Source organism: Peribacillus sp. TH14, assembly GCF_016651145.1.
Lineage (GTDB): Bacteria > Bacillota > Bacilli > Bacillales > DSM-1321 > Peribacillus > Peribacillus butanolivorans.
This window is the reverse complement of record NZ_JAEKEK010000001.1, coordinates 3,368,464-3,383,313: the sequence shown is the minus strand read 5'-3', so window position 1 is coordinate 3,383,313 and position 14,850 is coordinate 3,368,464. Positions and strand designations below refer to the sequence as shown.

At 35.8% G+C, this 14,850-nt stretch carries 12 protein-coding genes and 1 pseudogene; 7 read left to right on the top strand and 6 right to left on the bottom strand.

All coding sequences use genetic code 11. The annotated features are described in order from the left end of the window. The first annotated feature begins 475 nt into the window (after positions 1–475). On the top strand, positions 476–1,459 hold the full coding sequence (gene guaC / locus JFU50_RS16400; RefSeq protein ID WP_053347375.1) for a GMP reductase: 984 nt from the start codon (positions 476–478) through the stop codon (positions 1,457–1,459). A 343-nt stretch (positions 1,460–1,802) separates the two neighbouring features. On the opposite strand, the gene JFU50_RS31760 is transcribed toward guaC, so the two are convergent. The 3 genes from JFU50_RS31760 to JFU50_RS16390 all read right to left on the bottom strand — a co-directional run bounded on the left by JFU50_RS31760 (position 1,803) and on the right by JFU50_RS16390 (position 3,144). Then, positions 1,803–1,886, bottom strand: a complete 84-nt coding sequence (locus JFU50_RS31760) for a hypothetical protein (protein ID WP_446728183.1) — start codon at positions 1,884–1,886, stop codon at positions 1,803–1,805. A gap of 37 nt (positions 1,887–1,923) precedes the next feature. Beyond that, positions 1,924–2,364 (bottom strand): HPP family protein, encoded by a 441-nt coding sequence (locus JFU50_RS31490; RefSeq protein ID WP_274608352.1) that lies wholly within the window; start codon positions 2,362–2,364, stop codon positions 1,924–1,926. A gap of 441 nt (positions 2,365–2,805) precedes the next feature. Next, positions 2,806–3,144 (bottom strand): zinc ribbon domain-containing protein YjdM, encoded by a 339-nt coding sequence (locus tag JFU50_RS16390; RefSeq protein WP_053347377.1) that lies wholly within the window; start codon positions 3,142–3,144, stop codon positions 2,806–2,808. 241 nt (positions 3,145–3,385) lie between these two features. On the opposite strand from JFU50_RS16390, the gene JFU50_RS16385 reads away from it, so the two are divergent. The 4 genes from JFU50_RS16385 to JFU50_RS16370 all read left to right on the top strand — a co-directional run bounded on the left by JFU50_RS16385 (position 3,386) and on the right by JFU50_RS16370 (position 7,874). Further along, entirely contained in the window at positions 3,386–4,075 is a 690-nt protein-coding gene (locus JFU50_RS16385) for a response regulator transcription factor (RefSeq protein ID WP_201186278.1), read from the top strand. Further along, positions 4,072–5,076, top strand: a complete 1,005-nt coding sequence (locus JFU50_RS16380) for a sensor histidine kinase (protein WP_201186280.1) — start codon at positions 4,072–4,074, stop codon at positions 5,074–5,076. The genes JFU50_RS16385 and JFU50_RS16380 overlap by 4 nt, the downstream gene beginning before the upstream one ends. Before the next feature lie 100 nt (positions 5,077–5,176). Further along, positions 5,177–5,938 carry an ABC transporter ATP-binding protein gene (locus JFU50_RS16375; protein ID WP_201186282.1) on the top strand — a complete coding sequence of 254 codons (762 nt, stop codon included), beginning with the start codon at positions 5,177–5,179 and terminating at the stop codon, positions 5,936–5,938. Beyond that, on the top strand, positions 5,928–7,874 hold the full coding sequence (locus JFU50_RS16370) for an FtsX-like permease family protein (RefSeq protein WP_201223346.1): 1,947 nt from the start codon (positions 5,928–5,930) through the stop codon (positions 7,872–7,874). The genes JFU50_RS16375 and JFU50_RS16370 overlap by 11 nt, the downstream gene beginning before the upstream one ends. Before the next feature lie 54 nt (positions 7,875–7,928). On the opposite strand, the gene JFU50_RS16365 is transcribed toward JFU50_RS16370, so the two are convergent. The 3 genes from JFU50_RS16365 to JFU50_RS16355 form a co-directional block, all read right to left on the bottom strand. Beyond that, positions 7,929–8,993, bottom strand: coding sequence for an NAD(P)/FAD-dependent oxidoreductase (locus JFU50_RS16365; protein ID WP_201186285.1), 1,065 nt, complete (start codon positions 8,991–8,993; stop codon positions 7,929–7,931). 464 nt (positions 8,994–9,457) lie between these two features. Then, the gene (locus JFU50_RS31985) at positions 9,458–9,610 is read right to left on the bottom strand and encodes a hypothetical protein (RefSeq protein WP_201223345.1); all 153 of its coding nucleotides are present in this window, start codon (positions 9,608–9,610) and stop codon (positions 9,458–9,460) included. 192 nt (positions 9,611–9,802) lie between these two features. Continuing rightward, positions 9,803–11,443 carry a PucR family transcriptional regulator gene (locus tag JFU50_RS16355; RefSeq protein WP_201223344.1) on the bottom strand — a complete coding sequence of 547 codons (1,641 nt, stop codon included), beginning with the start codon at positions 11,441–11,443 and terminating at the stop codon, positions 9,803–9,805. 487 nt (positions 11,444–11,930) lie between these two features. Between JFU50_RS16355 and JFU50_RS16350 the strand changes: the two genes are divergently transcribed. Next, the gene (locus JFU50_RS16350) at positions 11,931–13,052 is read left to right on the top strand and encodes an alanine dehydrogenase (RefSeq protein WP_201186287.1); all 1,122 of its coding nucleotides are present in this window, start codon (positions 11,931–11,933) and stop codon (positions 13,050–13,052) included. A 381-nt stretch (positions 13,053–13,433) separates the two neighbouring features. Then, positions 13,434–14,776, top strand: a pseudogene (locus tag JFU50_RS16345) (APC family permease). Positions 14,777–14,850: the final 74 nt, after the last annotated feature.

Genomic DNA, 14,850 nt, shown 5'->3' with positions numbered 1-14,850 from the left:
AAGGGATCAACTATTGCAGGTTCTTTATGAAATGGATAAAGATATTGTTTTAACTAAAAAGAAAGCCAAACATCCCATGTTCGGGGACCTATCATTGGATCAATGGATTGAATTATTATCCTTACATGAGCAAAGGCATACCAAACAGATACAAGATTTTAAATTCAATATTATGTAATCCCTTCAATCGCAATGTCACCTTAGACTCTTCATCAGCTGTATTAACATTCTAATTTTTTTTGGATTCTTTGTCTATTCAATATACGACCAAATACCAGTTTCCTCTATGTCAATAATACGATGATATACGTTTAAGTTACCCCTCTGTCTATCAATTTGTCATAACTTTTTTGAAGTGGCACACAATATAACTATTAAAAATTTTGACTTACTGAGAAAAATGATGTACATTACCTAGTGGGCGAACAATTTTAATATAAAAATATAAAAACATTCGTATATAGAGGTGCATATCATGGAAAACGTGTTTGATTATGAAGATATTCAATTAATTCCTGCAAAATGTATAGTAAATAGCCGTTCTGAGTGTGATACAACTGTAACCTTAGGTAGACATACATTTAGGTTACCTGTGGTCCCTGCAAATATGCAAACAATTATAGACGAAAAGGTTGCCATTTACTTAGCGGAGAATGGTTACTTCTATGTGATGCATCGTTTCGAACCAGAAAAGAGACACTCATTTATTAAAGATATGCACTCACGTGAATTAATCGCATCTATTAGTGTGGGCGTCAAAGAAGAAGAGTATGGTTTCATACAACAATTATCAAATGAACATGTTATACCAGAATTCATTACGATAGATATCGCACATGGTCATTCCACTGCTGTTATAAATATGATTCAGCATATTAAAAAACACTTACCTGATACTTTTGTTATTGCAGGAAATGTGGGAACTCCAGAAGCAGTAAGAGAATTAGAGCATGCTGGTGCTGATGCTACAAAAGTAGGCATTGGACCAGGGAAAGTATGTATCACTAAAATTAAAACTGGATTTGGAACTGGTGGCTGGCAATTAGCTGCACTTCGTTGGTGTGCAAAAGCAGCAAGTAAACCTATTATTGCTGACGGAGGCATTCGCACACATGGTGATATAGCTAAATCAATTAGATTCGGTGCCTCTATGGTTATGATTGGTTCATTATTTGCTGGACATGAAGAATCTCCAGGAGAAACAATTGAGAAAGATGGAAAGGCCTTTAAAGAATACTTTGGTTCAGCTTCGGAATTCCAAAAAGGTGAAAAGAAGAATGTTGAAGGCAAAAAAATGTTTGTCGAGCACAAAGGATCTTTAGAAGATACATTGAAAGAAATGGAGCAAGATCTTCAGTCCTCTATTTCTTATGCTGGAGGAAACAAGTTAGAAGCAATCCGTAATGTAGATTATGTTGTAGTTAAAAATTCAATCTTTAACGGTGACAAAGTATATTAAGATTATTTTCACAACCTGGTGAGCAAGATACTTTATTAAGTACTTGCTCATCTTTATATTGTTAATTAATTCCTTTTTTAAATTAGTACCCTCTTTAATCCTATTGTATATCTCAAACGTGATTTATGAATGATTTATCAGACAAACAGGGTTAAGCCATTTCCATATGCTAAAGGTCCCAACCTTTAGCATATGGAAATGGCTTTTTATTTTTATCCGTATCATTTTTTTAAACTTGCGAGACTAGTAAAATCCAGATAATTAAGCTAAAAGAGCAATTTTTAATAAACATCATCTGATAACTAATCATATTAGTTATCTCAGTTTATATACATTATTAGTCTCATAACCAGTGTTTTGGATACTGTCTTGCTTGAAATAAGTTATTATAGATCATTGATATAAAAACTAATAATATAGTTCCTATTGCAATCGAAATAAGGAATCCCCATCCAGCTTGAGAATTAACAGCAACAAGGGCACTTGCTCGTTGCGGGAGGATGAACAGTTTTTGTAAGAGTCATTATTAATAATACAATAGCTAATACTAGACCAATAATGAATAGACTCTTACCAAATATGCTCCAAATAATAAGTGCTGAAGTGGTAGAAATTAAATGTCCTCCAATAACGTTACGAGGTTGAGACAAGATACCTTTATGGGCACCAAATACAATTACACAGCTTGCACCTAGAGGAGCTAATGCCATAGGATATCCTAAATAAACAGCTACAAAACTAATGATAATAATAGCAATGAGTCCACCTATAGCTGAAACAAAGGAATCAATATAATCAATTCTGTCTTTATCTCTAGTTTCGCCCTTCATTTTCTTTAAATAAGCTTTTAATCCTATGTTTGGTTGATTATTCCAACTTTTCTCAAGATTTTTTTCAAAATCCATAATTTACGTTTCCCTCAAGCTTCCTAAATAATTTGACAAGAAATTTGACAGAGTTTCTGCCATATAAAATTATTTTACAGGAAAACAATGAATGTTTAAATATATATCTGGATTTTGTTTATTTTGGAAATTACGAACTTTTCGACCCTCTTTTCATCCTGCATTTTCAATACAAAAAGTTAAGATAAAGCCCCTGTAAAATGCCGAGTACAAGATTGCCCGCTAGACCTTATAACTGAGAAGAATGATAGAATCTTCCGTAAATAATCACGCCTCGTTTGCCGTATAGACTGCCATGAAAACTCTCCATCTATTTTTTTACAACTATTCCTCCAATAGTGAAACTTTTCAGAAACTAAAAAAATCCTGGTAGAATTTGAATATCTACCAGAATTGATAATAGAAAACATTTTCGGTTCAGTTGCATAAAAAAAACTGCTTTTATACCTTTTTAACAAATTCAGATTTTAATTTCATAGCTCCAAATCCGTCAATTTTGCAATCTATATCATGATCTCCATCAACCAAACGTATACTTTTTACTTTTGTACCTATTTTCAGGACTGATGAACTCCCTTTTACTTTAAGGTCTTTAATTACTGTTACAGAATCACCATCGTTTAAGACATTTCCATTTGCATCTTTGATAATTTTTTTATCACTATTTTCAGTTTCTAATTCTAAAGTCCACTCATGAGCACATTCTGGACAAACAAAAAGACTTCCATCTTCGTACGTGTATTCTGAATTACATTTTGGGCAATTTGGAAAATCAGACATAATTTCATTTCCTCCATTCGTTATGGTCCATTCTAATATAATAGTGTTATCCATACAACCGTTAATAGTCGCCCATGTCACGGTATTTCTCAATCCGTTTGATTCGTTCCACAGACCCTTATCGGCAATACATTCATTGTTTTTTCCCAAGTGCTGGTACTAAAATGTACCCACTCTATAGAACCCAAAAAGGTTTTACTATATAATTTTAAGGAAAAGCTGAAAAAGTGTGGTGAATCATTTGTTTAAACTCTTATTAATAGAAGATGATACGACGTTATTCAACGAGATTAAAGATAGATTAGCGCAATGGTCTTATGATATTTATGGGATTAGTGATTTTAGTAAAGTGATTCAGGAATTCACAGACATAAAACCTGATTTGGTCATCATTGATATACAGTTACCGAAGTTTGATGGGTTTCATTGGTGCAGAATGATCCGGACCCATTCCAATGTTCCCATCATCTTTTTATCTTCACGTGATCATCCTACCGACATGGTGATGTCCATGCAGCTTGGAGCTGATGACTTTATTCAAAAGCCCTTTCATTTCGATGTACTCATCGCAAAGATACAGGCCACCCTTCGCCGTGTCTATAATTACAATACCGAAAAGATCGAATTGAAAACCTGGTGCGGCGCAACTGTGGATTACGAGAAGAACACGGTATCGGCCGAGACTGGCACAATCGAATTGACGAAAAATGAAATTTTCATCTTGAAAAAGCTCATTGAACAGAAAAATAAGATCGTAAGCCGGGAAGAATTAATCAACAGCTTATGGGATGACAAACGTTTCATAAGCGATAACACCCTTACAGTCAATGTGAACCGTTTACGGAAAAGACTTGATGAACTTGGCTTAGGGCGCTTTATCGAAACGAAGGTTGGACAGGGCTACATCGCTGTTGAAGAGGCAATTATATGATTAAAAAATATATAGTGGAAAGATTCAGTTGGATTATTTTCTATATACTCCTTCATCTTTTTATCATCTTTGTCGCTTTTATTGATACGGCAATTCCACTAAAGCCCATCCTCTATATTGTCTTTTTATCGATGATTATGTTCAGTATCTTTTTAATTGTCCGTTACAAAATAGAAACGAAATTCTATAAAAGTTTAGAAGACCGGGAAGACAATCTTGATTTAACAAATATAGCCGATCCAGACAGCCCTTTTGAAAGAATCATTGAAAACAGCATCATGAATCAAACCGAATTTTTGAAACAGTCTGCTTCACAAGGTCAAATGACTTTAGAACAGGAGAAGGATGAATTATTATCTTGGATTCATGAAGTGAAAACACCCTTGACGGCCATGCACTTAATGATTGACCGCTTGGATGATGAAATGCTGAAATCCCATTTGACTTATGAGTGGCTGCGCATTCACCTTCTTCTTGACCAGCAGCTCCATCAAAGGCGCATTCCTTTCATCGAAAATGATTTGTATATTGAGAATACCGATTTGGAAACAATAATCTTTGATGAGATTAAAACGCTGCAATCATGGTGCATTCAAAAAGGGATTGGCTTTGACATTCATTTAGAAGTAACCGAAGTGCTTAGTGATGCCAAATGGCTGGCCTTCATCATGAGGCAGCTCTTGACCAACTCCATCAAATACAGTGAAAACTCAGATATCACGATATATAGCCATGAACAAGCTGAACAAACGATTCTTGAAGTGAAGGATTCTGGACGGGGCATCGACCCAAAGGATTTATCCCGCATATTTGATAAAGGATTTACATCCACGACAAATCACCGTGACAATGCGGCAACAGGCATGGGGTTATATTTAACCAAGAATGCTGCTGAGTCCCTATTCATCTCCATTGATGTAAAATCAGAGCTTGGGACCGGAACGACCGTTACCTTGAGCTTCCCAAAAAGAAATGATTTCGTGAATATCACAAGCATGTGACAAAAGTGTCACATGCTTTTATTCTTTGTTCGTCCAAACGAAGGAAAAGAAATACATTGCCTTTTATAATGAGGATATAGAAAAAAAGGAGTGTATCCAAATGAATATATTAGAAGCGAAAAAAATCCATAAAAGCTATGGTAATAAATTTAATAAACAAGAAGTATTAAAAGGACTGGATATTAACATCCAAGAAGGCGAATTCGTGAGTATCATGGGAGCATCAGGTTCAGGGAAAACGACATTGCTCAATGTTCTCTCCTCGATTGATAAGATTAGCAACGGGAGCATTATAATCGATGGAAAAGAAATTTCCGGTATGAAAGAAAAGAAACTGGCCGAATTTCGAAAGAACCATTTAGGCTTCATCTTCCAGGAATATAACTTATTGGACACACTGACTGTCAAAGAAAATATCCTTTTGCCCTTATCCATTACAAAAACACCCAATAATGAAGCCGCACAAAAGTTTGATACCGTGGCGAAGGAACTGGGCATATATGAAGTGAAGGATAAATACCCAAATGAAATTTCCGGTGGTCAAAAACAGCGTACGTCTGCAGCACGGGCTTTCATCCATGATCCAAGCATCATTTTTGCGGATGAACCGACTGGGGCGCTAGACTCCAAATCAGCTTCCGATTTACTGAACAAACTGAGCGAAATGAATAAAAAGCGCAAAGCGACGATCATCATGGTAACCCATGATCCAGTGGCGGCCAGTTATTGCAGCCGAGTCATTTTCATTAAAGATGGACAAATCTATACGCAATTGAATAAAGGTGAAGAATCCAGACAAACCTTCTTCAAGGACATCATGAAAACACAAGGTGTTTTGGGAGGGGTTCAAAATGAGCATTAATCAACTCATCTTTCGAAATCTGAAAAAGAATCTGAAGAACTATTACCTGTATGTGTTTGCCCTAGTCTTCAGCGCTTCCCTTTATTTTGCCTTTGTCACCTTGCAATATGACCCATCAATGGATAAAACGGAGGGTACAGTGAAAGGGGCCGCCTCCATCAAGGCTGCATCGATCCTGCTTGTTGCGATTGTTTCCATATTCCTTTTATATGCCAATAGCATTTTCATAAAAAGACGCAGTAAAGAAATTGGCTTATTCCAATTGATAGGCATGACCAAGAACAGGATATTCCGTATCCTGAGTGTGGAAAACCTGATTTTGTATTTCTGTTCCGTATTCCTGGGAATCTTTGTAGGGTTTGCGGCTTCAAAATTAATCATCATGATTTTATTTAAAATTACTGGTGTCCAGGCGATCGCGACCCTTCAATTTTCTTTTCAGCCGCTTGTTCAAACCGTGCTCGTTTTTAGCGCCATCTATCTTTTCATCATGTTAATGAATTATGCCTTCATTAAAAGGCAGACCATTTTATCATTATTTAGAGTGACTTCAATGACGGAAGGAAAAGTGAAAAAGGTTTCGATTTTCGAAATGATCATCGGGATATTCGGGATCATCCTGATCATTGCTGGCTATGTCGTTTCATCCAAATTATTCGATGGAGCTTTTTCAGAGATGACCGAGCTTTTTATGGCCATGGTCTTCATTCTGGCATCCGTCATCATCGGGACCTACCTATTTTATAAAGGTTCCGTAAGCTTTATTTTTAATATCGTCCGTAAAAAGAAAAATGGATATTTGAACATCAATGAAGTATTGTCCCTTTCATCCATCATGTTCCGGATGAAATCGAATGCGGTATTATTGACGATCATCACGACCGTTTCCGCTTTGGCGATTGGATTATTATCATTAAGCTATATCTCCTACTACTCAGCAGAGAAGAGTGCACAAAGCAGTATCCCTACCGATTTTTCCATGACGAATATGAAAGATGCGGATGCATTCAAAGAAGCTTTATCAGACAGTAAAATCGATTATAACGAAAAGGTGATTGATGTCATTCAAGTGGATGTCAATGTAAAGGAAATAATGGAGACCAGCCTGGAAGCTGTGAACTTTGATCCAGACATCATGACTGTCCCCGTCATCAGTGATGAATCCGTTAAAGGAATCAACCTTGCTGAAGATGAGACCCTTTTCAGCGGATACAGTAATATGATGGAGAAGGTCATGTCCTTGAAGGATTCCGGAAAGATTGAACTGAAAGGAAAACACGAAGTCATTCCGCAAACATATATGGGATTGAATGATGATACCTTCTTGTCCTACTATTTTACGAGTGGCGGTTTGCCCGTTGCCATTGTAGACCAAACGATATTCGACCGTTTGAAAAAGGATATCGACCCGAAAATCCAAAAAGTATCATCGGTGAATATCGGGATTGATGTGAAGGATGAAGCTGAACTTGAAAAGGCGAATGATATTTTCAATAAAATGAGTTTCAGAGAAGAATATGGAAATGGTTCCCAATTAGAAATGTTCAACACCCAGAAGAAGAATATGGGCCTTATCATGTTCATAGTCGGCTTCTTGGGATTAACCTTCCTCGTCACATCCGGTTGTATCCTATATTTCAAACAAATGGATGAAAGTGAAGGCGAAAAATCCAATTATACAATCTTAAGAAAACTGGGATTCACTCGAGGTGACTTACTAAGAGGAATCCAAGCAAAACAAGTTTTCAATTTCGGTATTCCTTTAGTCGTCGGGTTGCTTCACAGTTATTTCGCAGTCCAATCAGGATGGTTCTTATTCGGGACCGAAGTTTGGACACCGATGATCATCGTCATGGCATTATACACGGCATTGTATTCGATTTTCGGAATCCTATCCGTTTTTCATTACAAAAAGGTTATTAAAGAATCACTATAAAAAGAAGTTAATAAAGCTCCATGCCAAAAAGGGCACTGGAGCTTTTATTAACAGTTAAAGAATTTTAGATGGTTTCATCATTTGTTTAACTAATTCTCTATTGCGCTTTTTAAAGATTTCATTATGTGACGAGACCATTCCAATTTCATTAGCGTCAGGCTGGATAAATTGTTTTGCCTTGTTTACAGCATTTGCTGCATCTTGGAAGGTACCTGCTATTAAATTTAACTTCCCATCGTGCTTTAGAATATCCCCAGCGGCGTAAATTCCATCTATCGAAGATTCACTAGTAGCATTACCTGCAATAAAGTAATTATCTGCTTTAGCAATACTCACTTTACTATTTTCAAGTAGAGAAGTATCACGCTCATATCCATGATTTATAATCACTTCATCAATGGGCAAGTACGAAACCTCTCCAGTTTCATGATTTGTCAATTCAACATGTTCAATTAATTCATGATTAGCACAGGCTACTAGTTTTGTAATCGAAGTATTTAAAATACAAACTGCGGAACTGTTCATTAATTGTGTTGCTTGTGATTCATGACCTGCTAAACTATCTTTTCTGTATGTTAAATAAACTTTTTTGGCGATAGGCTCTAATTCATTTGCCCAATCTATTGCAGAATTTCCACCACCGGAAATGATCACTGTTTTATCTTTAAATCGTTTAAATGACTTCACTGTGTAGTTCAAATTAGAGACTTCAAACCTTTCGGCCCCATCTATCTCTAGCTTTTGAGGATTCAATATTCCACCGCCTACAGCCACAATTATTGTTTTTGAAAAGTGCTTTTGGCCTGAAGCAGTAAGTAATACAAAAATACCTTCTTCATTACGCGTGATTGACTCCACTTTTTCATTCAACACTACTTCTGGGTTAAATGTTAAGCCTTGCTCTACTAGCTGTTCAATTAATTTTGCTCCCGTAATTGGTGTCAGCCCTCCCACGTCCCAAATCATTTTCTCTGGATATACATGAATTTTCCCGCCTAATTGTGGTTGATATTCAATAAGCTTTGTCTTCATTTCTCTTAATCCACTATAGAAAGTGGAGTAAAGGCCTGCTGGCCCTCCTCCAATAACAGTTACATCGAATAAATCTTGCTGTTCCATTTACACTCACTCCTCGGTAACCAATTGTAATTGATTATCATTCTCATTTAATGGTACACTCTTTTCTTACTTTTTACAATAAGGCTTTGTTAAATAACTCTGTTCATTTTAAAAATCAACAGAGTTGTTTATTTCCAATTACTGAAACTTATCATTCATTAAGAGTGTATGAATGATAAATGGCGTATTACCATTAGAATGAAAAATTAGGTTAAATGGAGTAGGTGGTATGGGACGTCAATGAATATTATTGCTAAATTGTTTTTAATCCTCGGAGTCTTAATATTATTATAGAAATTATTCCCAATAGGTTCGAAATCTTATTTTTTATAATATGGAAATAAAACTTGAAAATGATGGGTGCTACGACATACTCCTACATGTAAATATCATTATGCTTTTATCTCAAAATAACGTATTAGATTTACTTCTGTAGGTGTAATGTTAAAGTTAACCTGCCATATTCATAGATACAGCAGTTTAACAGGATAGCTCTCTCTATTCGTATCATTACTCTTAGAAAGTAGATAAGAGATATTGCGGAACACAATGTTGCCTATGCGCCCTTTGGTTGGACAATGACAATCATATACTCCCCCCTCAACTTCTACTTCCATAATAAATCGTTTTAGAATTCCCCCTCTATGAGACATAAAAATCATATTATTAGCTTGGTGAATATGTAGCGTTACCTCTTTAATATTTTTCCTGTAACAGTAAGTTGATGTCAAGCCATTTCAAGATGGTCACTTTGTTAGCATTCTTAGAGCCATCTTTACATTTAATAACATTTACTTTGCGGTTAATAACTACTTCGTAGGTACTCCCCCTTGTTGTATAAGTTGATATGCTTTCAAAGCCATTTCAACGTTTAATCTGTTCTCCGGCATATCAAAATCAAAATCAAGAATCTTTTTTATTTTTTCCATCCGATGATAGAGTGTTTGTCTTACAATATGCAATTTTTGAGCCGTAAGCTTCTTTGAGCGATCAAACTCAAAGTATTTCGTTAAAGTCAGAAGCAATTCCGTTCCATATTCCTTATCATAGTTTATTAAAGGAGAGAGATAGTCCTCAATAAAATGTGCTGTATCTTGATCATGCTGAATTAATTGAATTAGCCGAAATATGCCAAGGTCTTCGTAAAAGGCACTTGTTGAAAATGAACGATAATTTAAAGCTAACTGCGCTTCTCGATAACCAGTATGAGCATCCAAAAGTAACTGGTATTGTCGCCCAACGCCTATACGGATTTGGCTAGATTCACCTTCTCTAACATATAGCAAGGTATCGATCACTTTCAAGAAGCGTTCCTTAGAGGAATCGGCAGTTCCCAGATCAATAGCTAATACAATAATTTGATTTCTTATTGAAGTGATATAGGGTGTAAAAGAATATTTTCCGAACCCAGATCGAATTTTTAAAGAATAATGATAAATAGCAGATTCATTTTCTTCATCCGATAAACTTAATGAAGACGGATGAAAAACATCTTCGATATCAATGATTGCAATTCGATAACGTATACAAGAGTGTTTAGATTTTAACGAAATAAATCCCCTTGCTTGTTCCTCATTATTGATGCGTCTATAAAGTAAATCATTTAACCATGTGGATTCTAGACGCAATCGTTTTTCATCCAAATAATGTTTGCGCAATAAGTCTTGTGAGATTGCAAGGGAAGCGCGATCAAGGATTAGGAAATCAAATTCATCCGATTCACGATCTAAAGCCATAACAAGGTACGCCCAGATTTGATCCATTGCCCCGATCGGTTGGAGAAGAATAGTATGGTTTAATGCCTTCCATTCAACGGGCGAATCATTTGTAATTCGGTCGTGCCAGTGTTCTTTATCTTCGTAAATGGTTTGGAGTAGCTGTTCCATAAAGTCATTTTTCAATCCTGGAATCGAAAAAGGTGTTCCATCTATAGGAAGATAGATAATTGGTGCTTCTGTCTTCTGTTGCAACAACTTTAGAATATTTGATAACCCATGAGTAGTGAGTGACAATGAATGGAACTCTCTTGAAATCGAATCTAATGTAACCAACTTCTCATGATGAGCATTAATGAAAAACGAATGTAGGTCCTGTGCTATTTCGACGAAGTTTATGAATTCTTTGAAAATAATAATCGGAAAGTCATACTCATTTGCCATTTCGATCATTTCTTTAGGAATATTTTCGAAGTAATGTCCAAGTTCTATACATAAACATGAGGCGTTGCGTTCGATAAGATTTAACAAAAATGAAGTATTAGAGGAGTCTTTCCATTCAAACCCAAACCCGGTAGAGAGTATCAGTTCCCCTCCCTGAAAGATGGTATCATCAAAAAACGGAATTTCAAGGACATGTGTCCATTTGACTTGACGGTGCAGCCCGTTTTCCCCTGCAACTACCTCCGTCTTTGAAAAGAGTGAGCGCTTAAGAACATCTTGTACTGTAAGCATATGTACCTCCTCATTTTATAATTGTTAGCTGTATCATATTATAACTATACTAGAAAGTCTAAGCCCATAAAATATGGATCCCTTTCTCTGTTTACCCCCAAGTAATACGATCAGTGTCTATAAGTACGTTCTTTTACGTGCTTTGATGAAATAACTTAATCAACCTGAGAATCTTTCATAATAGTATCCATTTATACCTTTTTTCATCTATTATAGGTGCGCATGAATCTATTCTATAGAATAACAGTGGAGTACTGAAACTGAAAACAACCAAAACACTAGATGAAAAATGTAAAAATTATCATTTTTTACCAATTTTGCATTCTTGAAAGTCCAGATGATCTGTCCTAAGGGATATAAATAAACGTGCTTGGTTAAAAAAAAACTAATATAAATTTAACCTCGTGTCTAATGTAAGGGTTATCATTTTCCTGTAAGATTTTAGAATGTTCTATTAATTAAATGCAAATAAAAAGGAGAATGAACAATGATAGTAGGAGTTCCTAAAGAATTAAAAACTGCAGAGACTAGAGTGGGATTAAATCCAACATGGGTAAAAAAATTAACAGCTTCCGGTCATGAAGTACTAATACAAAGCATGGCAGGGGAAGCTAGTGGTTTTTGTGACGAGGAATATGTTTTGGCTGGAGCAAAAATAGTAAACACGATTGACGACATTTATGAGAAGGCAGAATTTGTTGTTAAAGTGAAAGAACTTCAACCCTATGAATACGGTCTTCTTAGAGAAAATCAAATGATAATGGCATGGTTTCATTTGGCGGAAGATGTTAATCATGAAATGACACAGGCATTACTAGATACAAAAGCAATTTCATTATCAATGGAATTAATCGTTTTACCTGATGGGACAAGACCTACTATTAAACCAATGAGTGAAATTGCAGGAACATTAGCAATGCTTGAAGCAGTCAAATATGCACAATATGGTTATGGTGGAAAGGGAATACTTCTCCGGAAACTGGCCGGTTTGCCGTCGAGCAAAGTATTCATACTTGGTGGTGGCAATGCTGGACTCAATACTGCGCAAGTTGCTGTGGGTCTCGGATTGAATGTAACAATCATGGAAGCATCAATGAAACGCATTGATTATTTGAACAATCAGTTGCCACAGGTGGACATTTTGTGTTGGGATAAAGATACGATGTTCGAAGAACTTATTCAAAGTGATGTTTTAATTAATACAATTTATCCGATGCCAGGGGTAACCGAACCTCTCATAACACGAGAGATGGTCAGTAAGATGAAACCTAATTCTATTATTATTGATATTGCAGGAACGGGTATAATTGAAACCTCACGTTATACGACTTTAGAGGAACCAGTATATTATGAACAAGAAGTCCTACATTACTGTGTCCCGAATATGCCGGCTCTATGTCCACAAACCTCGACAAACATGATGTTGATGACAACCGGCCCATATATTATGGACATTGCAAATAATGGATTGAAGGACGTTATAGTAAATGATGTAATCGTAAGAAATTGTATCAGCACTTTGAACGGTGAAATTGTTCATCACGAAGTTGGGATCAATCATAACATGCCTTATACAGATATAAATACAGAGTTACTATTGTCCAAATAATAAAACGTCCTTAGAGTCATCTCATATTTCTACGTTTCATTTCTATGAATAGAAATCAGTATACAAGTTATTGAACGAGTCGCTACTAAAGAAATTCCAGGAGTCAGTAAAGATGCCAGCGAGAAGATTTTTCCAGGAATTATATAAAATATAATATACATTCCAATGAATTATCCATTCTGCAGCCGGAATTCTTTACGAGGAATGGGGAGATAAGTTCTACACAACAAATTCATGGATAATTCAAATTAGGCTCCCTAGCATCTTACTGACTTTTTTATGATTTCTAGAAAACCACGTATTAAAAAAGCTACGGAAGTAACAATATAGATCCCATTTCTTGTAAAAGGTTAAATCAGGTAAAGGAGGAGAGTATTTTACATGTCAAATTTAAGGAAAACAGATAGAACACTTACACTCATTCCAGTTGTGTTGTTTGGTTTTTCATTTATGGGGTTAACCACAGCTTTTACTACGTATGGTATTGCGGCTAATATTTCCCACGGTATGGTTCCGGGGGCAATGATAGTTGCTCTAGTGGTAATGATGTTTACTGCTTACAGTTATGGGAAAATGGCAATTGCGTTTCCATCTTCCGGTTCTGCTTATGTTTATACGCAAAAATCGATCAATCCCTCTGTTGGATTTCTTGTCGGATGGGTGATCTTAATGGATTATTTATTTATGCCAATGGTAAATTATTTAGTATTTGGTATTTTTTCTCAGCGACCTTTCCTACAATTCCAAGTTACATCTGGATTGCAGGTATGTTGATGCTCGTCACTTATATTAATATTAAAGGATTGAAGTTTGCTACAAATGTAAACGCATTCATAACGATTTTTGCTTTTCTTTTTATCCTTATCTTTATAGGTTTTTCTATTAAGGAAATTTTTATGGGAGAAAGCACGGCCACTCTTTTATCTCTTGAGCCATTCTATAATTCGAAAGAACCCTTTTCTTATACAATAGCTGGAGCAGCATTATTATGCTTTTGTTTCCTTGGGTTTGAATCAGTTACAGCGTTTGCGGAAGAGACAGTGAACCCTAAGAAAACAATTCCCCGAGCTGTTATTTTAATTACTCTTGGTGGTGGTTTAATCTTTACAAGTGTTTCATATTTCTCGTTTCTTGTATGGCCAGAGTATAACACATTTAATAATCCTGATTCGGCTGCCTACGAAATTATTAAACTTGTTGGTGGAAAGGCGATGTACTCAGTATATCTTGCGCTTTACGCATTAGCTGTATTAGGTAGTGCCATGTCGTCCCAGGCAAGTGCATCACGAGTCCTCTATACGATGGGGCGAGATGGACAGTTCCCTGAAAGGTTCTTTGGCACCCTGCATCCGAGATATAGAACACCCGTAAATAATATACTGATCATTAGTTCTGTCTCTTTGCTTGCTTTATTTTTAAGTTTAGATCTTGTAGCATCATTTATTAATTTCGGGGCGTTTCTTGCGTATACTTGTGTTAATATTGCCGTAATTGCTCATTATTATATTAGAAATAGAGAACGTTCGGTAAAAGGAACTGTCTTATATTTAATTATTCCTATTATTGGAGCTGCTCTTGATATTTTACTACTTGTGAATCTTGATGTGCACTCAAAAGTTCTTGGAGTAAGTTGGTTAATAATAGGCTTCATTTATTTACTTGTATTGACAAAAGGACTTAAAAAACAGCCACCAGTATTGAAAATTGAAGAAAATATAGTGTAGATTTAAAATAAAGTCACGATGTTTATAAGAAAGATGAAAAACGGCTTAGACACAACTATTATCGGTATGAGACC

Excerpts from the sequence above, each read along its gene's own strand:
- JFU50_RS16365 (WP_201186285.1), bottom strand. The coding sequence starts at position 8,993 with ATGGAACAGCAAGATTTATTCGATGTAACTGTTATTGGAGGAGGGCCA.
- JFU50_RS16380 (WP_201186280.1), top strand. The coding sequence starts at position 4,072 with ATGATTAAAAAATATATAGTGGAAAGATTCAGTTGGATTATTTTCTAT.
- JFU50_RS16355 (WP_201223344.1), bottom strand. The coding sequence starts at position 11,443 with ATGCTTACAGTACAAGATGTTCTTAAGCGCTCACTCTTTTCAAAGACG.
- JFU50_RS16390 (WP_053347377.1), bottom strand. The coding sequence starts at position 3,144 with ATGTCTGATTTTCCAAATTGCCCAAAATGTAATTCAGAATACACGTAC.
- guaC (WP_053347375.1), top strand. The coding sequence starts at position 476 with ATGGAAAACGTGTTTGATTATGAAGATATTCAATTAATTCCTGCAAAA.
- JFU50_RS31985 (WP_201223345.1), bottom strand. The coding sequence starts at position 9,610 with ATGGAAGTAGAAGTTGAGGGGGGAGTATATGATTGTCATTGTCCAACC.
- JFU50_RS16350 (WP_201186287.1), top strand. The coding sequence starts at position 11,931 with ATGATAGTAGGAGTTCCTAAAGAATTAAAAACTGCAGAGACTAGAGTG.
- JFU50_RS31490 (WP_274608352.1), bottom strand. The coding sequence starts at position 2,364 with ATGGATTTTGAAAAAAATCTTGAGAAAAGTTGGAATAATCAACCAAAC.
- JFU50_RS16370 (WP_201223346.1), top strand. The coding sequence starts at position 5,928 with ATGAGCATTAATCAACTCATCTTTCGAAATCTGAAAAAGAATCTGAAG.
- JFU50_RS16375 (WP_201186282.1), top strand. The coding sequence starts at position 5,177 with ATGAATATATTAGAAGCGAAAAAAATCCATAAAAGCTATGGTAATAAA.